The sequence below is a fragment of the Serratia sp. CY29653 genome (genome assembly GCF_052169255.1).
Classification (GTDB): Bacteria; Pseudomonadota; Gammaproteobacteria; order Enterobacterales; family Enterobacteriaceae; genus Serratia; species Serratia sarumanii.
The window spans coordinates 137094-158192 of record NZ_JBJNLC010000005.1 but is presented as its reverse complement, the minus strand read 5'-3'; the positions used below and the strand labels follow the sequence as shown (position 1 = coordinate 158192).

The following is a 21099-nucleotide window of genomic DNA, read 5'->3' as shown; positions in this document are numbered from 1 at the left end:
TGCGCGTACCATTCGGAGGTCAACATGCGAAGCCTGGAAGATCAACTTGCCGCTTATGCCGCCTACCACCGCGATGCGCGCAATATCGCCACGCATTTTATCGGCATCCCGCTGATCGTCGTCAGCCTGCTGGCGCTGCTCTCCCGGCCGGCGTGGGGGGCGGGATGGCTGCCGTTTTCGCCGGCCTGCGCGGTGGTTATCGTCGCGGCCCTCTATTACCTGCGGCTGAGCCTGCGCCTTGGCGTCATGATGCTGGCGTTGCTGCTGCTGTGCCTCGGGTTCGGCGCCTGGGTGGCGTCGCTGTCGACGGCGGCGTGGCTGAGCATCGGCATCGGCGGTTTCGTCATCGGCTGGCTGTTTCAGTTTGTCGGGCACGTCTGGGAGGGGCGAAAACCGGCGTTTATGGACGACGTGACGGGCCTTATCATCGGCCCGCTGTTCGTGCTGGCGGAAGCCTGCTTCCTGGCCGGCGGGCTGCGCGAACTGGCGCGGAACATCGAACTGCGTGCGGGCAAAGTGCGCAATGCAAAGCGCTAAACGAGGCGATTCCGATAGTCAGATGAAGAGCCTCTTTCAAAGAAAGAGGCTGAATGGGTTCAGATTAGGCGTGTTGGATCAATTTCCAGGTGACGCCTTTGCCGCCATAGGGAGGCATGATATTGCCTTTGGCGATTGGCGCTGTGGTTGAGGGTTTGCCAACCACTTCCCAGACACCGCTTTCCGGGCATTTCTGTCCTGTTGAGGCGGTAGTACCAATAGGTGACTTAGACATACGATCTTTCCTTAATCAAAGCGGCGCCACCATAGCGCCGGGCATAAAGATATTTACATGTTCGCTTATATATTCAACCCATAGGAGAGAATATGGAAGATAGGCATATTTTCTCTTTCTTATTTGGATGGTTTGACTTTTTTATTTACGTTTTTAATTTTTAAATATCAACTTATTTATCATTTTAATATATGATCTGTAATTATTTTTGAATTTAATTGTTTTGGGAACTATCTATAAAATGCTTTCAATTTCATTATGTTAGTTTCTTTTTGTGTATTCTGATATCAATGGTGTTTATTTGGCTTATATAATTCATGTCAGAATTATATAAGAATTGATTTTGTTGGTTACATTCATTGCGTGTATATCAGTGAGTTGGTAGGGCAAGGGTTTTCCATGCTATCGCCGATAACGCATAATCAGTAAGGAATATCGTTGGTTTTTCATTGGATTTATTCGGGCATGGTATGCGGAGGTTAAATACCCCAAGTGCAGAGTGATTCCCCTCGGCGCTTATCCTTCAGACGCATTAACGCCATTCTCCGCACGCATCGCCGCGATCGCGGTAAAGCAACCTTGATGCCCAATGCCGATCTCACCTCCTCACTTTTAACAAATTTGCAAAAGTCTTTTAGCCTCCCGCCTGCTTATCTTTGGTGTGATCAATGTCATACTTTCGGCATCTTAACTGTTCCCGCGCTTCGGCAGCGGTAAACCGGAGTTGTTGCATGAAAGTGAATTATCCCTTGTTAGCGCTGGCGGTGGGGGCGTTTGGCATCGGCACCACCGAATTCTCTCCCATGGGCTTGCTGCCGACCATCGCCAAAGGGGTGGACGTCTCCATTCCGATGGCCGGCATGTTGATCAGCGCCTACGCCGTCGGCGTGATGGTCGGCGCGCCGCTGATGACGCTGCTGCTGTCGCACCGGGCGCGCAGAAGTGCGCTGATTTTCCTGATGGCGATCTTTACCCTGGGCAACGTGCTGTCGGCTATCGCGCCGGATTACACCACCCTGATGCTGTCGCGCATCATCACCAGCCTGAACCACGGCGCTTTCTTTGGTCTCGGTTCAGTGGTGGCCGCCAGCGTGGTGCCGAAAGAGAAACAGGCCAGCGCCGTGGCGACCATGTTTATGGGCCTGACCATCGCCAATATCGGCGGGGTGCCTGCCGCAACCTGGCTGGGTGAAACCATCGGCTGGCGCATGTCGTTCCTGGCGACGGCCGGGCTGGGCGTGATCGCCATGCTGGGGCTGTGGTTCTCGTTGCCGAAAGGTAGCGCCGGCGCGCGCCCTGACGTGAAACGCGAGCTGTCGGTGCTGGTGCGGCCGCAGGTGCTGACCGCGCTGCTGACCACCGTGCTGGGGGCGGGCGCGATGTTCACGCTCTATACCTACATCTCGCCGGTATTGCAGCACATCACCGAGGCGACGCCGCTGTTCGTGACGACCATGCTGGTGTTGATCGGCGTCGGTTTCTCCATCGGCAACTACCTCGGCGGCAAGTTCGCCGACCGTTCCGAGAGCGCGACGCTGAAGGGCTTTTTGCTGCTGCTGGTGGCCATCATGCTGCTGATCCCGCTGCTGGCGCGCAGTGACATCGGCGCGGCGGTGAGCATGGTGATTTGGGGCGCGGCGACCTTTGCCGTGGTGCCGCCGCTGCAGATGCGCGTGATGCGCGTGGCCAGCGAAGCGCCGGGGCTGTCGTCTTCGGTCAACATCGGCGCTTTTAACCTGGGCAACGCGCTGGGCGCCGCCGCCGGTGGCGCGGTGGTCTCCGCCGGTTTGGGCTACAGCTTCGTGCCGGTGATGGGGGCGATTATCGCCGGATTGGCGCTGCTGCTGGTGTTGTTCACCAGCCGCACCGCCGCAAAAGTCGTTTACGCCAACGGCTAAATACGCAGATGCGGCGGGCCTGCTCGCCGCACCTACTCAAAGCCGAGCAGGCTGAACGCATCGTCCTGCGGGGCGTAACCCAGCAGGCGACGGGTCTCTTCCAGCGATAAACGCGTGTAGCGGTTATTGGAAACCCCGTGCACCACCGCATATTGCACCCCTTCGACGCGAATGCAGCGCTCCAGCAGATCGGCGGCGTCGCGATGGCTGAGGAACGCGCTCATGTCGCGAGCGCTGAGCCGATCGCCCGGGCTGAGGGTGGTGAAGTTGGCGATGCGTACCGACAGGGCGGAAAGCCCTTCCTGATGGGCGAAGTAGGCGGCGATGCCTTCGCCGAAGGCTTTGCTGGCGCCGTACAGGTTCTTCGGCTTCGGCGCGTCATCCGGGCGGATTTGGTAATCGAGCGGATAGCCTTCCACCGCCTGCGCGCTGCTGGCGAACACCACCCGGCGGCAGCCGGCGTCTTTCGCCGCGCGGAAGATATTGAAGGTGCCGAGAATGTTGTTGTCCATCAACGAACCGCAGAAGTCGGCATCGGGGGAGGGATCGGCCGCCAGATGCAACACGGTGTCGATATTGGCGCAGGCCGCGCGGCAGGCATCGAGATCGGCGATGTCGAAGCTGATGACTTCGTCGCCCGGCTGCCGATCGCTCAGCAGGCTGATGTCTCGTTCCGCCAGGCGCAGCGCGTAGCGATCGCCCATCGCCAGACGAAACGCCGTGGCTACCCGGCCGCCGGCGCCGGTGATCAGAATCCGTCCCAACTCAGTCCGCAACGTCATGGTCGCTGTCATCCCTACAATCGATTACGCGTTGACCAGTAATAATCCCCCGCGTGACTTTTGTCCAGTCGTTTTAATTAGTATCTCTGATGTTTCTGTCGCCATCTTCAATTGCGCACGGTGATTTTTGCGCGGGTGAATATCGTGGAATGTTAACGATGCGCAATCAGGTTTGGCGATCTATTTACCTTATGGATTGCGGGTTGTGACGAAAAAACGAGGACTGGCAGTGGATGAGCGAGCGCTTTGCTTTCGCTTGATAGTGAATTATTAGGTTAGTTAATCTTATGTTTTTGGGCGAAGCGGAGCGGTACTCCGCCATCCCTTTCCATTCTATCGCCTGCGCGATATATCACCGTGGCGCTGAAGCCGATAGAGGGCGGCAGGCCTTATTTGCCACCCCGGGACGGTTTTGCCCACCCGATCACAGTTCGGCAATTTGCCGGTGCAAAGCCTTGCGCCGGCAAAATCCGCGGTGTTAACGTCATAACTCAACCGATTTAGGGTTGTTACTGCTACGGCAGGCAAAACCTAAACCTCGCGTTTCTGTTCCCCGATGGGGCAGAGGCCGCGAGGTTTAGGTTTTTTTTTGCGCCGAATTCCGCCTCAGCGCCAGGCCAGTGCGGGGGGAGCGGCAGAACGCGAAGTCTAAGGATAACCGTATGAAATATGACACATTAGCCAGTGAGATTTTGGCCGGCGTCGGTGGCCGCGACAATGTGAAAAGCCTGGTGCACTGCGCCACCCGCCTGCGTTTCAAGCTGCGCGATGACACTCGCGCCAACGCGGCAGCGCTGAAGAAAAATCCTGGCGTCATCATGGTGGTAGAGAGCGGCGGCCAGTTCCAGGTGGTGGTGGGCAACCACGTGGCGGAGGTGTTCGACGCGGTCAACCGGGTTGGCGGATTGGCCGACGGCGCGCCGAGCGACGACGCGGGCGGCAAAAAAGACAACCTGCTCAGCCGCTTTATCGATCTGGTGTCCGGCATTTTCACCCCGCTGCTCGGGGTGATGGCCGCTTCGGGGATCCTGAAAGGCTTCCTGGCGCTGAGCCTGGCCTGCGGCTGGCTGCTGGAGAGCGGCGGCACCTTCAAAATGCTGTTCGCCGCCAGCGATTCGCTGTTCTACTTCTTCCCGATCATGCTCGGCTACACCGCCGGGAAAAAATTCGGCGGCAACCCCTTCGTCACCATGGCGATCGGCGGCGCGTTGACGCATCCGCTGATGATGGCGGCGTTCGAAGCGGCGCAGCAGCCGGGGGCGGTGCGCGAGTATTTCTTCGGCATTCCGCTGACCTTCATCAACTACAGCTCGTCGGTGATCCCGATCATCTTCGCGGCCTGGGTATCCTGCCGCCTGGAGCCGCTGTTTAACCGGGTGATCCACAGCGCGCTGCGCAATTTCATCACGCCGCTGCTGTGCCTGGCGATCACCGTGCCGTTGACCTTCCTGCTGATCGGCCCGGCGGCGACCTGGCTCAGCCACCTGCTGGCCAACGGCTATCAGAGCATTTACGCCTTTAACCCGATCGTTGCCGGCGCCTTTATGGGGGCGATGTGGCAGGTGTGCGTGATCTTCGGCCTGCATTGGGGACTGGTGCCGTTGATGATCAATAACCTGAGCGTGCTGGGGCGCGACACCATGGTGCCGCTGCTGTTGCCGGCGGTGATGGGGCAGGTCGGCGCCACGCTGGGCGTGATGCTGCGCACCCGCGACGCCAAACTGCGGGCGCTGTCCGCTTCTGCCATCGGCGCCGGGATTTTCGGCATCACCGAACCGGCGGTGTACGGCGTCACGCTGCCGAACAAACGCCCGTTCATCTTCGGCTGCATCGGCGGCGCGCTGGGCGGTGCGGTGATCGGCTACTTCCAGACCTCGGTCTACTCGTTCGGCCTGGTGAGCGTCTTCACCTTCGCGCAGATCATCCCCGGCGGCGGCATCGACGCCACGGTATGGGGCGCGATCGGCGGCACCCTGCTGTCGTTCGTGTTCGCCGCGCTGGCCAGCTACCTGTTCGGCGTCGCGCCGGCGGAAGAGACGGCGCAGCCTGAAGCTGCCGCGCCGCTTAACCGCAAACAGGCCATCCTCAGCCCGATCGCCGGCGACATCGTGCCGCTGGATCAGGTGAACGACGCGACCTTCGCCAGCGGCCTGCTGGGGAAAGGGGTGGCGATCGCGCCGCAGCAGGGGCGCGTGGTGGCGCCGGTGAGCGGCAGCGTGGCGTCGCTGTTCAAAACCAAACACGCCATCGGCATCGAATCGGACGACGGCGCGGAGATTCTCATCCACGTCGGCATCGATACCGTGAAGCTGGACGGGGCGCATTTCACCGCCCACGTGCGGGAAGGCGAGCGGGTCGCCCCGGGCGATCTGCTGATCGAGTTCGACCAGGCGGCGATCCATGCCGCCGGCTATGACACCACCACGCCGATCATCATCAGCAACAGCGATGACTACGTGGACGTGTTGACCAGCGGCCTGTCTCCGGTGCAGGAACAGGCGCCGCTGCTGACTTTATTACGTTAATTGAGGAGCAAGCGATGAACGGCAAGTTTCCGCAACATTTTCTGTGGGGCGGCGCGGTAGCGGCGAACCAGGTAGAAGGCGCGTATCAGGCCGACGGCAAGGGGCTGTCGACCTCCGATCTGCAGCCGCAGGGCATCTTCGGCGCCATCACGCCGCGCACGGCGGGCGACAGCGGCATCAAGGACGTGGCGATCGATTTCTATCATCGTTACCCGGAGGATATCGCGCTGTTCGCCGAAATGGGCTTCAAGTGCCTGCGCACCTCGATCGCCTGGACGCGTATTTTCCCGCAGGGCGACGAAGAGACGCCGAACGAAGCCGGGCTGGCGTTCTACGATCGGCTGTTCGACGAGATGGCGAAGTACGGCATTCAGCCGTTGATCACGCTGTCGCACTATGAGATGCCTTACGGCCTGGTGAAGCACTACGGCGGCTGGGGCGATCGGCGCACCATCGATTTCTTCGAACGCTATGCGCGCACCGTGTTCGAACGCTACAAGCACAAGGTCAAACACTGGCTGACCTTCAACGAGATCAACATGTCGCTGCACGCGCCCTTCACCGGCGTCGGCCTGCCGCAGGAGAGCGACAAGAGCGCCATCTATCAGGCGATCCACCATCAGCTGGTGGCCAGCGCCAAAGCGGTGAAAGCCTGCCACGAGATCGTGCCGGAGGGCAAAATCGGCAACATGCTGCTGGGCGGCATTCTGTATCCGCTGAGCTGCAAGCCGGAAGACCTGCTGGAAACCCAGCGGCAAAACCGCGACTGGCTGTTCTTCGGCGACGTGCAGGCGCGCGGCTATTACCCGGCCTATATGCAGCGCTTCTTCCGTGAAAACGGCATTCAGGTGGCGATCACCGAGGAAGATCGGCAAACGCTGCGCGAAACCATCGACTTCATCTCGTTCAGCTACTACATGAGCGGCTGCGTCACCGCCGATCCGGAGCAGTACGAGACGGCGCGCGGCAACATTCTCGATATGGTGCCGAACCCGCATCTGGCCAGCTCGGAGTGGGGGTGGCAAATCGACCCGATCGGGCTGCGCTACCTGCTCAACGTGCTGTACGACCGCTATCAGAAGCCGCTGTTCATCGTCGAGAACGGGCTGGGCGCCAAAGACCGCGTCGAAGCCGACGGCAGCATCCACGACGACTACCGCATCAACTACCTCAATGACCATCTGGTGCAGGTGGCGGAAGCGATCGACGACGGCGTCGAGGTGATGGGCTACACCAGCTGGGGGCCGATCGATCTGGTCAGCGCCTCGAAGGCCGAAATGTCGAAGCGCTACGGCTTCATTCACGTCGACAGGGACGATGCCGGCAACGGCAGCCTCGCGCGCCGCCGCAAGAAGAGTTTCTTCTGGTACCGCGATGTGATCCACAGCAACGGCGCCAGCCTGAAAGACCGACGCTAGCCTCTAAGCCCGGCGGCAAGCGCCGGGCATTAACCTAACGTTATTCGCTGCTGTTCATGATGGGAAATTCTCTCCCAGGGAATGCTGTTGCCCGCAGTCAGCCGTTATGCGGAGAAATATAATAATGATGAAAAGCTTATTACCTCGTTCCATAACCCTGGCGGCGCTGGCGCTGCTCTGTAGCCAGGCGCAGGCGGAAACGCTGCAAACCGGCAAGGACGTCGAAGCCCCCACCGCCAAGTGGGAAGGGGTGGCGCTCGGCTTTGAACCGCCGCAGCCCGGGCTGTTGGGGGATATGCTGGGGATCAGGCCGATCCTGGAGGATCACGGTTTCCACTATAACCTCGGCTACCTCAGCCAGCTGTCGTATAACGCTGGCGGCGGTTACAACCACGATAAACAGGCGTCGTACATCGACCAATTCTCGCTGACCTTCAGCCAGGATTTGCAGGCGCTGACCGGCATTCCGGACGCGGCGATCGAAGGCAATATCGTCAACCGCAACCATGACAACAACCTGACCCGCGATCGCTTGCAGGATCCGCGCGTCGGCCTGACCGATCTGTCGCAGGAGAGCTTTGGCGGGCAGTCGATTACCCGCCTGGGCTGGCTGACCTTCAGCCGGTCCTTCCTCGATCGCCGGCTGCAGTGGCGCATCGGCATGATGAACAAGGTGCAGGATTTCGATCAGATCATCCCCTGCGATTTTCAGACGCTGACGCTGTGCGGCGGCAAGTCTGCCAACTCGTTGACCTGGTACAACTGGAACGTGCATTACTGGGGCACCACGCTGCAATACAAGCTGACCGACGGCCTGACCCTCAAGGGCGGCGTGATGGAGCAGAACCCGAGCGCCCCCAGCCGCAGCCACGCCTGGAGCTGGTCCACCAAGGGCAGCAAAGGCTTCCTGTTGCCGATGGAGCTGGAGCTGAAAACCCACGCCGTCAACCAACTGCCGGGGGTGTATAACCTGGGCGTGCTGTTCACCAACGCGCGCCAGAGCGATCTTGATGAAGGGGTGTCCGGCGGGCCGGGCGCCAGCGATCCGCAGGGCTATCGCAGCCACGATCGCACCTGGTTCCTGTATACCGGTTTCAACCAGCAGGTGACGCGCCATGCGGATGACGTCAACCGCGGCCTGAGCATGTTTTACAGCCTGGGGCTGGGGGATCAGCGCAGCAACTACCTGCACTGGTCTACCTCGAGCGGCATCCGTTACCGCGGGCTGTTCGATGCGCGGCCGGACGACTGGCTGGGGCTCGGCGTCTCGGTGGTGAAGCTGAGCGACCGCTATAAAGACAATCAGCGTTATCTCAACCAAATCAACGGCGTCAGCGATTATCACGATCCGAGCTACCGGCCGGTGCCGGGGCACTCGGTGACGGCGGAGCTCTATTATCGCGTGAACGTCACGCCGTGGTTGCAGCTGCAGCCGGGCCTGCAGTACTGGCATCACCCGGCGGGCGTCAGCGAGACGCAGGACGCCTGGGTGACGGCGTTGAAAACGGTGGTGACCTTCTGATCAGGCCGCGTCGCTCTCGCGGTAGCGCCGGCGGGCGTGTTCGAACCAGCTGGCGGGCACGTTGTGCGGCGGCTGCTGCAAGCGGAGCAGCCCTTGCTCAACGATATGGCTGGCCTGGCGCCACAGCGTCGGGTCGCCTTCGGTCAGCACCTCCAGCAGACGCTGTTTCTCGATCAGGTAGGTCTGAGCGAAGTGGCTGTCATAGTCCAGCAGCGAGCGGGTGTTGTCGATCAGATCCGCCAGCTTGATAGTTTTGGCCTGCGGCGATGCGCCGGCGCTGTGGCGCCGATCGCGGTTTTTGCGCTCGAAGCGGTTGCCGTCCTCGGCGCGGCTGACGTTGGTTAGCATCCGCACCAACTCCGCCACCTTCGGCCCGAAGTGGCTTTCGATATCGCCGAGGGTGGTGGGCGTGTCTTCCACCGTGTCATGCAGCCAGGCGGCCGCCAGCATCTCTTCGGTGTGCGGCACGCTGCGCACCAGTTCCATCACCGCCTGTGGGTGGACGATGTACGGATCGTCGGTGTATTTGCGGCGCTGATCGATGGCCGCATGCGCCTTGGTGGCGTAGCGGCGCGCGCGTTCTACAAGCGTGTTTGTCATTTCCTTTCCCTCCGAGCATCCTCTGCATAAAAAAAAGGTAGCATACCTCACAAGAAATAGCTTGCGATTACATCGTGCGCTATCTATATTCAGACACATGAAAAGCACCGATACCGAACAACCCCACGCGAAGCATCTGCTGCAGCTCGATCAGCAGCTCTGTTTCGCGCTGTACTCCGCCAACCTGGCGCTGCACAAAGTCTACCGCAAGCTGTTGAGTCAGCTCGAACTCACCTACCCGCAATACCTGGTGATGATGGTGCTGTGGGAGCGCGATCGGGTGACGGTATCGGATATCGGCGAGCGGCTGTTCCTCGATTCCGCCACGCTGACGCCGCTGCTGAAGCGGTTGGAAACCGCCGGTTTGCTGGTGCGTTATCGCGCCACCGCCGACGAGCGGCAGGTGATCATTGCACTTACCGAAGCCGGCCGCGCGCTGCGCGAGCGGGCGCAATCGGTGCCCGAGGCGGTGATGTGCGCCACCGACTGCAGCCTGGACGAGATCGTCTCGCTCAAACAGCAGCTGGAAAAGCTGCGCGGAAGCCTGATCGATCAGATTTGACCCGCCGCCGCCGGACGCAAGAACGGCAGGGGTGGTCTACACTGGTTAATAAGCGTCAAAAATAAGTAGTGCGCGATTTAATCGCAAAAGATAAATATGTGACCGGCTTTACCTCGTGGAAGCCGTAGTCATCTCGCCAACCAGCAAGAAGGAATGAACGATGTCTATTGAGAAAGTGGTTTACCGCGCTCACGCCACCGCAACCGGCGGCCGCGACGGCCGTGCGACCTCCTCCGACGGCGTGTTGGACGTGAAACTGGGCGTGCCGAAAGAGATGGGCGGCGCCGGCGGCGAAGTCACCAACCCCGAGCAGCTGTTCGCCGCCGGCTACTCGGCCTGCTTCCTCGGCGCGTTGAAGTTTGTCGCGGCGAAAGAAAAGGTTAAAATCCCGGCCGAAGCGAAGATCGACGGCACCGTCGGCATCGGTGAAATCCCGAACGGTTTCGGCATCGAAGTGCAGCTGGATATCTCGCTGCCGGGCGTCGAGCGCAGCGTGGCGGAAGATTTGGTGAAAAAGGCGCACGTGGTGTGCCCATACTCCAACGCCACCCGCGGAAATATCGATGTGACTCTGAACGTTAAGTAAGATTTTTATCCTTATCGCGAAAAAAATGGAGGGTTTGACCCTCCATTTTCTTATCTGCCCCGCTTGAAAGCCGTTTGCAAAAAGCGTAAAAATTGCCCGTTTTGTGAGAATTCTCTTGATTATTACCCGCAAAATAACGCTTATTGCCGGTTGGCTGAACCAGAAGCCCTAATAAGTGTCTGACTGATCCAGAACCGCTACACCGTCCCCGGAGCCACCGCGTTACATGAACAAAGTTAAATCGCTATCACAGCAGAATTTATCGTTATTGTTAGCGATCTATATCGGCATATTTCTCAACCTGTCCGTTTTTTATCGTCGTTTTGATTCGCTGGCGCACGGCATTCAGGGGATTAAGGTGATTTCGGCGGTGACGGAAGTCATCGCTATCGTCCTGTTCACGTTCTTCATCATGCGGCTGGTATCGCTCGGCGGCCGGCTGTTTTATCGCATCGTCGCTTCGCTGCTGGTGTTGATTTCGGTTGCCGCCAGCTACTACATGACGTTTTTCAACGTGGTGATCGGCTACGGCATCGTGGTGTCGGTGATGACCACCGACATCGATCTGTCGAAAGAGGTGGTCGGCCTGCACTTCGTGCTGTGGATGGTGGCGCTCAGCGCCTTGCCGCTGCTGCTGATCTGGAAAAACAGCCTGCGTTACACCCTGATAGAACAGCTGAAAACCCCCGGTCATCGCATCAAGCCGCTGCTGGTCTTGCTGGCGGTGGTGGCGCTGGTCTGGCTGCCGCTGCGCATGCTGGACGACGAGCAGAGCGTGCAAGAGAAGCTCTCCAACGTCGATCTGCCGAGCTACGGCGGCGTGGTGGCGCACTCGTATCTGCCGTCCAACTGGCTGTCGGCGCTGGGGTTGTTTGCCTATACCCGCTATGACGAAAGCCAGGATCAGAGCACGATGTTCGATCCGGGCAAACACTTCACCTACGTACCGCCGGCGGATATCGACGACACCTACGTGGTGTTCATCATCGGCGAGACCACGCGCTGGGACCACATGGGCATGCTGGGCTATGAGCGCGATACCACGCCGCGGCTGTCTAAAGAGAAGAATCTGGTGGCGTTTCGCGGCGAGTCGTGCGACACCTCCACCAAGCTGTCGCTGCGCTGTATGTTCGTGCGCGAAGGCGGCACCGAAGACAACCCGCAGCGCACGCTGAAAGAGCAGAACGTGTTCGCGGTACTGAAGGATCTGGGCTTCTCTTCCGAGCTGTTCGCCATGCAGAGCGAGGTGTGGTTCTACAACAACACCGAGGTGAACAACTATTCGTTCCGCGAGATGATCGCGTCCGAGAAGCGCAACGACGGCAAGGCGGTCGACGATATGCTGTTGGTGGACGAAATGAAGGAGTCGCTGGCGCGCTATCCGAAGGGCAAACACCTGGTGATCCTGCATACCAAAGGCTCGCACTACCTGTACTCGCAGCGTTATCCGCGCAGCTATGCGCGCTATCAGCCGGAGTGCATGGGGGTGGACGATTCCTGCACCAAGGCGCAGCTGATCAACGCCTTCGACAATACGGTGCTGTATACCGACAGCTTTATCGCCAATGTGATAGACCAGGTGCGCGACAAGAAGGCCATCGTGTTCTATGCCGCCGATCACGGCGAATCGATCGGTGAAAACACGCACCTGCACGGTACGCCGCGCGAAATGGCGCCGCCGGAGCAGTTCCGCGTGCCGATGATCGTATGGGCGTCGGACAAATTCCTTGAGAACCCGCAGCACCTCAGCGCCTTTGAGCAGCTGCAGGCGCAGCAGCGCATCGGCAAAACGCATCGCCACGTCGAGCTGTTTGACACCATTCTCGGCTGCCTCGGCTACACGTCTCCCGATGGCGGCATCGTGGATAAAAACAACTGGTGCCATCTGCCGCAGGATAAAACGGCGCCCGCTAGCCTGTAATCCCGCCCGCCGGGTGCCTGCCTTGCGCACCCGGCAATTTCACCCAATACATTCTCTTCATCAATTATTCCGGTGTGTGCATACGGTATACTTGCGCACTTCCCCCTGTTAACCGGAGATTTCCATGACCCTGCGCGTGGCGTTTATCGACGATCATGACATTGTGCGTTCGGGCTTCGTGCAGCTGCTGTCGCTGGAAGCCGATATTCAGGTGGTGGGCGAATTCAGCGGTGCGGCGCAGGCGCGCGCCGGCCTGCCGGGGCTGGAGGTGGACGTTTGCATCTGCGACATTTCGATGCCGGACGGCAGCGGGCTGGATCTGTTGGCGGACATTCCCTCCGGCATCCGCGTGGTGATGCTGTCGATGCACGATAACCCGGCGCTGGTGGAAATGGCGCTGGATCGCGGCGCCGGCGGCTTTCTCTCCAAGCGCTGCAAGCCGGAAGATTTGATCACCGCGGTGCGCACCGTCGCCGGCGGCGGCGTTTACCTGATGCCGGAAATCGCGCAGCAGCTGGCGCGGGTGAGGGTCGATCCGTTGACCCGCCGCGAGCGCGAGATCGCGCTGTTGCTGGCGCAGGGCCAGGAGGTGCGCGAGATCGCCGCCGCCTTGGGGCTGTCGCCGAAGACGGTGCATGTGCATCGCGCCAATTTGTTCGCCAAGCTGGGCATCAACAACAACGTCGAGCTGGCCAGACGGATGCTGAACCTGTGACGCAGCGCCTGATCACCCAGCTGGCGCTGTTTTTCATCTACGCCGCCAGCGCGTTTTGCCTGTGGGGCATCGGCACCGCGCTGATCGACCCGCCCTGGCAGGCGCTGCTGCTGTTCCCGTTCGGCCTGCGCATGGGTATTTTGCTGCAGAGCCCGTACCGTTTCTGGCCGGGGATCCTGCTGGCCGATCTGCTGCTGATGGCGCTGCTGGCGGATCAGTTCGGCTACGGCCCGGCGCTGTGGGCGTCGGTGGCGGTGCTGGTGTTGACGGTGCTGCTCAGCCTGCTGGCCTCGCCGTGGCTGTTGCGCCATCAGCAGAGCGACAGCGAATGGCGCTGGCCACTGTTGCAGGGCGCGGTGGTGGGCGCCGCCGCCTTGCTGCAGGCGCTGGTGTGGCAGCTGGTGAGCGGTGAAGGCGCCCGCGCGCTGCTGCTCGGCCTGACCGGCGGTTTCACCATCGCACCGACCTGCCTGCTGTTGTGGCACTATCTGGCGCGCCAAATCTGGGTGCCGCTGGAGCCGGGGCTGATCCACAAGCCGGTGGAGCTGCGTCTGGGCCATCTGGCCAGCTACCTGCTGCTGTTTGCGTTCAGCATCTGGCTGCAGCAGCAGGTGAACGCCGCCGAGCTGCGGCGCTTTGCGCCTTTCTGCCTGGCCATTCCTATCGTGTTCATGTCTTACCGCTACGGCTGGCAGGGCGCGCTGTTGGCGACGCTGCTCAACGGCGTGGCGCTGATGGTCAATGAGCCGCCGCAGCCGGAGTCGCACCGCGATCTGCTGCTGTCGCTGCTGGCCCAAAGCCTGACCGGGCTGCTGCTGGGCGCCGGCATTCAGCGCCAGCGCGAGCTGAATCAGCAACTGCGGCTGCGGCTGGCGGAGAACCGCCAGCTGGCGCGGGCGCTGGTGACGGCGGAGGAGCAAACCCGGCGCGAGGTGGCGCGCGAGCTGCACGATGAAGTGGGGCAGACCATCGCCGTGATCCGCACCCAGGCCAGCATCGTCAAACGCCTGGCACCGGAGCCGGCGGTGGTCGGCTGCGCCGACACCATCGATGCGTTGGCGCTGCGGGTCTACGACGGGGTGCATGATGTGCTGACCCAGCTGTGGCCGGCTGCGCTGAACAACCTGCCGCTGTCGGCGGCGGTGGCGGCGATGCTGCGGGAGTCGCTGCCGCAGGACGCGTCGCTGGTGAGCAGCCTGCAGTGGCAGGTGCCGGACGAACTGCTGGATGAAACGCTGAAAATCACGCTGTACCGGGTGTGCCAGGAAGGGGTGACCAATGTGTGCCGCCACGCCGGCGCCAGCCGCCTGGAGCTGGATGCGCGCCTGCAGCCGCGCAAAGGCGCCGCGCCGCAGATCGCCCTGACCATCCGCGACAACGGCGTGGGTTTCGATGCGGAAAACCATCAGCCGGGGTATGGCCTGCGCGGCATGCAGGAGCGCATCAGCGCCCTCGGCGGCAGCCTGCGGTTCACCGCTGAGGGGGGCGCCTGTTTGAGTGTGATCTTGCCCACAGTTTCGCCGGCGCAAACGCAAAACTAGGAAAAACTCCTAACCGCGTCGGGAATCCGGCGTAAGCCTCCCGCGCGCGCGCGGAGCATCATAGCGGCACTTTATTCAATCCTCTGAGGTTCCACATGTGGTCTTTCCTTAAAAGCCGCCCGGACGCGCCGCAGGTCACCGATCAACGGCAGATCGACGCCAGCTACAAATACTGGCGCATCCAGCTGATGTGCACCATGTACATCGGCTACGCCGCGTTTTACTTCACGCGCAAAAGTTTCAACTTCATCATGCCGGCGATGCTGAGCGATCTGGGCCTGACGATGTCCGACGTCGGCATCCTCGGCACGCTGTTCTACATTACCTACGGCTGCTCGAAATTCATCTCCGGCATGATCAGCGATCGCTCCAACCCGCGTTACTTTATGGGGCTGGGCCTGATCATGACCGGGGTGCTGAATATCTTCTTCGGCCTCAGTTCGTCGCTGCTGATGCTGGGCACGCTGTGGATACTCAACGCCTTCTTCCAGGGCTGGGGCTGGCCGCCGTGCTCCAAAATCCTCACCAGCTGGTATTCGCGCTCCGAGCGCGGTGGCTGGTGGGCGATCTGGAACACCTCGCACAACGTCGGTGGGGCGCTGATCCCGCTGCTGGTGGGCTTTATCTCGCTGCACTTCAGCTGGCGTTACGGCATGATCATTCCCGGCATCATCGGCGTGGTGCTTGGCCTGCTGATGTGCTGGCGCCTGCGCGACAAGCCATCCACCCTGGGGCTGCCGAGCGTCGGCAAATGGCGCAACGACGCCATGGAGCTGGTGCAGGAATCGGAAGGCCAGGGGCTGAGCAACCGCGAGATCATCAAACGCTACGTGCTGACCAACAAGTACATCTGGCTGCTGGCGGTCTCTTACGTGCTGGTGTACATCGTGCGCACCGCGATCAACGATTGGGGCAACCTCTACCTGACGCAGGAAAAGGGCTATTCGCTGATGACCGCCAACTCGGCCATTTCGCTGTTTGAAGTGGGCGGCTTTATCGGTTCGCTGGTGGCCGGTTGGGGTTCCGACAAGTTGTTCCGCGGCAACCGTGGCCCGATGAACCTGATCTTCGCCATCGGTATCTTCCTGTCGGTGGCGGCGCTGTGGCTGATGCCGGGCGTGACCTACCTGCTGCAGGCCTGCTGCTTCTTCGCCATCGGTTTCTTCATCTTCGGCCCGCAGATGCTGATCGGCATGGCGGCGGCGGAGTGCTCGCATAAGGATGCGGCGGGCGCGGCGACCGGTTTTGTCGGCCTGTTCGCCTATCTGGGCGCGGCGCTGTCCGGCTACCCGATCGCGCGGGTGATGGAGATCTGGCACTGGAACGGCTTCTTCGTGGTGATTTCCATCGCCGCCTGCCTGTCGGCGCTGTTCCTGCTGCCGTTCCTGCGCGCGCAGACGCCGGCGCTGAAACCGGCCAAAGCCTGAGCAAAATACGCTGCGCAGCCCCCGGCGCAGCGCATTATGGCGCTTTTATCACCACTTGAAATGCAGGGGCAAAAAAGTGATTGACGCCTATAACCGCCAGCAGTAAGATGCGCCCCGCATCGGCGAGTAGCGCAGCTTGGTAGCGCAACTGGTTTGGGACCAGTGGGTCGGAGGTTCGAATCCTCTCTCGCCGACCACCATTCGAAAAACCTGCTTTTAAAGCAGGTTTTTTTTCGCCTGCGGTTTATGAGGATGAGTACCTCCGCAGGAGGTTCGAGCCTCGCGAAGCGAGACAACGTTGCTTTGGCAACGGCCCGCAGGGCGCGCATCAACGATGCGCGTAATCCTCTCTCGCCGACCACCATTCGAAAAACCTGCTTTTAAAGCAGGTTTTTTTTCGCCCGTCGTTTATGAGGATGAGCACCTCCGCCGATATGGCCGGCTTCGCTTTATGGCGTGCCTCAATCTGCCGTCCTCGTGAAATATATTTATTCTTTACGCTTAATTAATTCACACTCCTTATTCCCTTTAGGTTCTTATTTTCATATTTAAATAAATTCATGCTTGCCGAATAAAACCCGGTTGATAGCGCTCTTGTTTTCACGTTTTTTTTACCTATAGTCTGAATGGACAACGCGGGATGTGTTATTCCCGCCGCGTGGGAAATACCGTGATTATTTATTAACGTTAATCTTCGTGGATTATTGCGGAATCATTTAGCTCCGGCAATGCGTGGCGTCGATTAACTCTTTTATGTTTATCCTCTCGGAATAAAGGAATCAGTTATGCGCAAATTTAATAAACCGCTGTTGGCGCTGGTGATCGGCAGCACGCTGTGTTCCGCGGCGCAGGCCGCCGCGCCGGGCAAGCCGACCATCGCCTGGGGCAACACCAAGTTCGCCATCGTCGAAGTCGATCAGGCAGCCACCGCTTATAATAATCTGGTGAAGGTAAAAAATGCTGCCGACGTTTCGGTCTCCTGGAATTTATGGAGTGGCGACACCGGTACGACGGCAAAAATTTTATTAAATGGCAAAGAGGCGTGGAGCGGCCCTTCAACCGGCGCTTCCGGCACGGCGAATTTTAAAGTGAATAAAGGCGGCCGTTATCAAATGCAGGTGGCATTGTGCAATGCCGACGGCTGCACCGCCAGCGACGCCACCGAAATTGTGGTGGCCGACACCGACGGCAGCCATTTGGCGCCGTTGAAAGAGCCGCTGCTGGAAAAGAATAAACCCTATAAACAGAATTCCGGCAAAGTGGTCGGCTCTTATTTCGTCGAGTGGGGCGTTTACGGGCGCAATTTCACCGTCGACAAGATCCCGGCGCAGAACCTGACCCATCTGCTGTACGGCTTTATCCCGATCTGCGGCGGCAACGGTATCAACGACAGCCTGAAAGAGATCGAAGGCAGCTTCCAGGCGTTGCAGCGCTCCTGCCAGGGCCGCGAGGACTTCAAAGTCTCGATCCACGATCCGTTCGCCGCGTTGCAAAAAGCGCAGAAGGGCGTGACCGCCTGGGATGACCCCTACAAGGGCAACTTCGGCCAGCTGATGGCGCTGAAGCAGGCGCATCCTGACCTGAAAATCCTGCCGTCGATCGGCGGCTGGACGCTGTCCGACCCGTTCTTCTTTATGGGCGACAAGGTGAAGCGCGATCGCTTCGTCGGCTCGGTGAAAGAGTTCCTGCAGACCTGGAAGTTCTTCGACGGCGTGGATATCGACTGGGAGTTCCCGGGCGGCAAAGGCGCCAACCCGAACCTGGGCAGCCCGCAGGACGGGGAGACCTATGTGCTGTTGATGAAGGAGCTGCGGGCGATGCTGGATCAGCTGTCGGCGGAAACCGGCCGCAAGTATGAGCTGACCTCCGCCATCAGCGCCGGCAAGGACAAGATCGACAAGGTGGCTTACAACGTCGCGCAGAACTCGATGGATCACATCTTCCTGATGAGCTACGACTTCTACGGCGCCTTCGATCTGAAAAACCTGGGGCATCAGACCGCGCTGAATGCGCCGGCCTGGAAACCGGACACCGCCTACACCACGGTGAACGGCGTCAATGCGCTGCTGACGCAGGGCGTCAAGCCGGGCAAGATCGTGGTCGGCACCGCCATGTATGGCCGCGGCTGGACCGGGGTGAACGGCTACCAGAACAACATTCCGTTCACCGGCACCGCCACCGGGCCGGTTAAAGGCACCTGGGAGAACGGCATCGTGGACTACCGCCAAATCGCCAGCCAGTTCATGAGCGGCGATTGGCAGTACACCTACGACGCCACGGCGGAAGCGCCTTACGTGTTCAAACCTTCCACCGGCGATCTGATCACCTTCGACGATGCCCGCTCGGTGCAGGCCAAGGGCAAGTACGTGTTGGATAAGCAGTTGGGCGGCCTGTTCTCCTGGGAGATCGACGCGGACAACGGCGATATTCTCAACAGCATGAACGCCAGCCTGGGCAACAGCGCCGGCGTTCAATAATCGGTTGCAGTGCGTTGCCGGGGGATATCCTTTCGCCCCCGGCTTTTTCGCCGCCGAAAGTTTTTTTACGCCGCACAGATTGTGGGCCTGCCCGGCGCAAAACGCGCTCATCGGACTCACCCTTTTGGGTAATCCTTCAGCATTTCCTCCTGTCTTTAACGGCGATCACAAAAATAACCGTTCAGATATTCATCATTCAGCAACAAAGTTTTGGCGTTTTTTAACGGAGTTAAAAACCAGTAAGTTTGTGAGGGTCAGACCAATGCGCTGAAAATGTCCGCTTAGCATAAATTTTCATGCTGTAAGTGTTAACAAAAGGTTTTTTTTATGTTTGTTTGCTGTTTCTCACAGTCTGCGTAAATCCCCACTGGTTATATTGACGACACCCCAAACAGTTGGCAACTTGATAGCCTCAGGGGTAAGAGCGAGAGTTGTTTGAGTGAATTCCACGCGCTCAGACGTCCCCGCCGCGATGCGTTCCATCCGGCATTCTCTCCTCGTACACCTTCTGCCTTCGGGCGCCGATCGCACAGGCCACGCAATAAAAAATACAGGTCTGGCGGCAATGACACACATCACATCACACAATGGAGCACTAACGATGACACGTTCCTTGGGTAAATTGGGGGTTCTGAAATTCGGCATTGGGCTGATCGCGCTGACCGTGGCGGCCAGCGTACAGGCCAAGACGTTGGTTTACTGTTCTGAAGGTTCCCCGGAAGGGTTCAACCCGCAGCTGTTTACCTCCGGCACCACCTACGACGCCAGCTCGGTACCGATCTACAACCGCCTGGTCGAATTCAAAATCGGCACCACCGAACTGCAGCCGGGCCTGGCTGAGAAGTGGGACGTCAGCGAAGACGGCAAAACCTACACCTTCCACCTGCGCAAAGGCGTGAAGTGGCAGAGCAGCAAAGACTTCAAACCGACGCGCGATTTCAACGCCGACGACGTGGTGTTCTCCTTTGAACGCCAGTTGGATGCGAACAACGCCTATCACAAAGTGTCCGGCGGCAGCTACGAATACTTTGAAGGCATGGACATGCCTAAGCTGATCGCCAAGATTGAAAAAGTGGACGACAACACCGTGCGCTTCGTGCTGAACCGCCCGGAAGCGCCGTTCCTGGCTGACCTGGGCATGGACTTCGCGTCCATCCTGTCCGCCGAATACGCCGACGTGATGATGAAAGCCGGCACGCCGGAGAAGGTCGACCTGAACCCGATCGGCACCGGCCCGTTCCAGCTGCTGCAATACCAGAAAGACTCCAAGATCCTGTACAAGGCATTCGACGGTTTCTGGGGCACCAAGCCGAAGATCGATCGCCTGGTGTTCTCCATCACGCCTGACGCCTCCGTGCGCTACGCCAAACTGCAGAAAAACGAATGTCAGGTGATGCCGTACCCGAACCCGGCCGATATCGCCCGCATGAAGCAAGACAAGTCCATCAACCTGATGGAGCAGCCGGGCCTGAACGTGGGCTACCTGTCGTTCAACGTCGAGAAAAAACCGCTGGATAACCTGAAGGTGCGTCAGGCGTTGACCATGGCGGTCAACAAGCAGGCGATCATCGATGCGGTTTATCAGGGCGCGGGCCAGGCGGCCAAGAACCTGATCCCGCCGACCATGTGGGGCTATAACGACGCGGTGCAGGATTACGCTTACGATCCGGCCAAGGCGAAAGAGCTGCTGAAAGAAGCGGGCATGGCCGACGGTTTCAGCATCGACCTGTGGGCGATGCCGGTACAGCGTCCTTACAACCCGAACGCGCGCCGCATGGCGGAAATGATCCAGGCCGACTGGGCCAAGATCGGCGTGAAAGCCAAAATCGTGACCTATGAGTGGGGTGAATACCTCAAGCGCGCCAAAGCGGGCGAACACCAGACGGTGATGATGGGCTGGACCGGCGACAACGGGGATCCGGACAACTTCTTCGCCACGCTGTTCAGCTGCGCGGCGGCGAAAGACGGCTCCAACTACTCCCGCTGGTGCTACAAGCCGTTTGAAGATCTGATTCAACCGGCGCGCGCCGAATCCAACCACGACAAGCGCATCGAACTGTACAAGCAGGCGCAGGTGGTGATGCACGATCAGGCTCCGGCGCTGATTGTCGCACACTCCACCGTGTACGAGCCTGTGCGTAAGGAAGTGAAAGGCTACGTCGTGGATCCGCTCGGTAAGCATCACTTCGAGAATGTCTCTGTAGACTGATTTCGACCGCTTTACCGGAGACGCACGAATGGACTTGCAGGGGCGCAACAGGTTTGCGCCCCTGCTGACCAGTCTCCGGCGTATGGCCGTCGAATCGTTCAAAGGCATGTGAGCGTTAATAAGCCTGGCGGACGATGAGCTGCC

The 21099-nt window shown here is 59.7% G+C and carries 16 protein-coding genes, 1 tRNA gene and 1 other RNA gene; 15 read left to right on the top strand and 3 right to left on the bottom strand.

Annotation, left to right across the window (positions count from 1 at the left end):
- The first annotated feature begins 24 nt into the window (after positions 1-24).
- Complete coding sequence (locus tag ACJ8HN_RS20480) at positions 25-537, top strand: Mpo1 family 2-hydroxy fatty acid dioxygenase (protein ID WP_442523867.1); 513 nt, start codon at positions 25-27, stop codon at positions 535-537.
- A 64-nt stretch (positions 538-601) separates the two neighbouring features.
- On the opposite strand, the gene ACJ8HN_RS20475 is transcribed toward ACJ8HN_RS20480, so the two are convergent.
- Entirely contained in the window at positions 602-772 is a 171-nt protein-coding gene (locus ACJ8HN_RS20475; protein ID WP_162846235.1) for a hypothetical protein, read from the bottom strand.
- A gap of 731 nt (positions 773-1503) precedes the next feature.
- Between ACJ8HN_RS20475 and ACJ8HN_RS20470 the strand changes: the two genes are divergently transcribed.
- Positions 1504-2670 (top strand): MFS transporter, encoded by a 1167-nt coding sequence (locus ACJ8HN_RS20470; RefSeq protein WP_060424166.1) that lies wholly within the window; start codon positions 1504-1506, stop codon positions 2668-2670.
- A gap of 32 nt (positions 2671-2702) precedes the next feature.
- Here ACJ8HN_RS20470 and ACJ8HN_RS20465 read toward each other — a convergent pair whose 3' ends face one another.
- Positions 2703-3452, bottom strand: coding sequence for an NAD-dependent epimerase/dehydratase family protein (locus ACJ8HN_RS20465; protein WP_033650001.1), 750 nt, complete (start codon positions 3450-3452; stop codon positions 2703-2705).
- Between the two features lie 662 nt (positions 3453-4114).
- Here ACJ8HN_RS20465 and bglF point away from each other — a divergent pair.
- The 3 genes from bglF to ACJ8HN_RS20450 all read left to right on the top strand — a co-directional run bounded on the left by bglF (position 4115) and on the right by ACJ8HN_RS20450 (position 8917).
- Complete coding sequence (gene bglF, locus ACJ8HN_RS20460) at positions 4115-5977, top strand: PTS beta-glucoside transporter subunit IIABC (protein WP_033650002.1); 1863 nt, start codon at positions 4115-4117, stop codon at positions 5975-5977.
- 14 nt (positions 5978-5991) lie between these two features.
- Complete coding sequence (locus tag ACJ8HN_RS20455) at positions 5992-7395, top strand: glycoside hydrolase family 1 protein (protein ID WP_041037251.1); 1404 nt, start codon at positions 5992-5994, stop codon at positions 7393-7395.
- Between the two features lie 127 nt (positions 7396-7522).
- Positions 7523-8917: a carbohydrate porin gene (locus ACJ8HN_RS20450; protein ID WP_442523903.1), complete on the top strand. Its 1395-nt coding sequence runs from the start codon at positions 7523-7525 to the stop codon at positions 8915-8917.
- On the opposite strand, the gene ACJ8HN_RS20445 is transcribed toward ACJ8HN_RS20450, so the two are convergent.
- Positions 8918-9517 carry an HD domain-containing protein gene (locus ACJ8HN_RS20445; protein WP_033636604.1) on the bottom strand — a complete coding sequence of 200 codons (600 nt, stop codon included), beginning with the start codon at positions 9515-9517 and terminating at the stop codon, positions 8918-8920. It lies immediately after the preceding gene.
- A gap of 97 nt (positions 9518-9614) precedes the next feature.
- On the opposite strand from ACJ8HN_RS20445, the gene ACJ8HN_RS20440 reads away from it, so the two are divergent.
- The 10 genes from ACJ8HN_RS20440 to dppA all read left to right on the top strand — a co-directional run bounded on the left by ACJ8HN_RS20440 (position 9615) and on the right by dppA (position 20955).
- Positions 9615-10079 (top strand): MarR family winged helix-turn-helix transcriptional regulator, encoded by a 465-nt coding sequence (locus tag ACJ8HN_RS20440; RefSeq protein ID WP_041037249.1) that lies wholly within the window; start codon positions 9615-9617, stop codon positions 10077-10079.
- A 160-nt stretch (positions 10080-10239) separates the two neighbouring features.
- Positions 10240-10665, top strand: coding sequence for an organic hydroperoxide resistance protein (locus ACJ8HN_RS20435; protein WP_016929533.1), 426 nt, complete (start codon positions 10240-10242; stop codon positions 10663-10665).
- Positions 10666-10891: 226 nt separating this feature from the next.
- The gene (gene eptB, locus ACJ8HN_RS20430) at positions 10892-12586 is read left to right on the top strand and encodes a kdo(2)-lipid A phosphoethanolamine 7''-transferase (protein WP_033650007.1); all 1695 of its coding nucleotides are present in this window, start codon (positions 10892-10894) and stop codon (positions 12584-12586) included.
- Positions 12587-12710: 124 nt separating this feature from the next.
- Positions 12711-13301, top strand: a complete 591-nt coding sequence (uhpA, locus tag ACJ8HN_RS20425) for a transcriptional regulator UhpA (protein WP_033636607.1) — start codon at positions 12711-12713, stop codon at positions 13299-13301.
- Positions 13298-14842 (top strand): signal transduction histidine-protein kinase/phosphatase UhpB, encoded by a 1545-nt coding sequence (gene uhpB / locus ACJ8HN_RS20420; RefSeq protein ID WP_442523866.1) that lies wholly within the window; start codon positions 13298-13300, stop codon positions 14840-14842. Before uhpA ends, uhpB begins: the two co-directional genes overlap by 4 nt.
- A gap of 95 nt (positions 14843-14937) precedes the next feature.
- Positions 14938-16269, top strand: a complete 1332-nt coding sequence (locus ACJ8HN_RS20415) for an MFS transporter (protein ID WP_041037243.1) — start codon at positions 14938-14940, stop codon at positions 16267-16269.
- Between the two features lie 120 nt (positions 16270-16389).
- Positions 16390-16466 (top strand) — tRNA-Pro (locus ACJ8HN_RS20410).
- A 35-nt stretch (positions 16467-16501) separates the two neighbouring features.
- Positions 16502-16630, top strand: a non-coding RNA gene (locus tag ACJ8HN_RS20405) — RtT sRNA.
- Between the two features lie 424 nt (positions 16631-17054).
- On the top strand, positions 17055-18746 hold the full coding sequence (locus ACJ8HN_RS20400) for a glycosyl hydrolase family 18 protein (protein WP_442523865.1): 1692 nt from the start codon (positions 17055-17057) through the stop codon (positions 18744-18746).
- Positions 18747-19347: 601 nt separating this feature from the next.
- Positions 19348-20955: a dipeptide ABC transporter periplasmic-binding protein DppA gene (gene dppA, locus ACJ8HN_RS20395; RefSeq protein WP_442523864.1), complete on the top strand. Its 1608-nt coding sequence runs from the start codon at positions 19348-19350 to the stop codon at positions 20953-20955.
- Positions 20956-21099 lie beyond the last annotated feature (144 nt).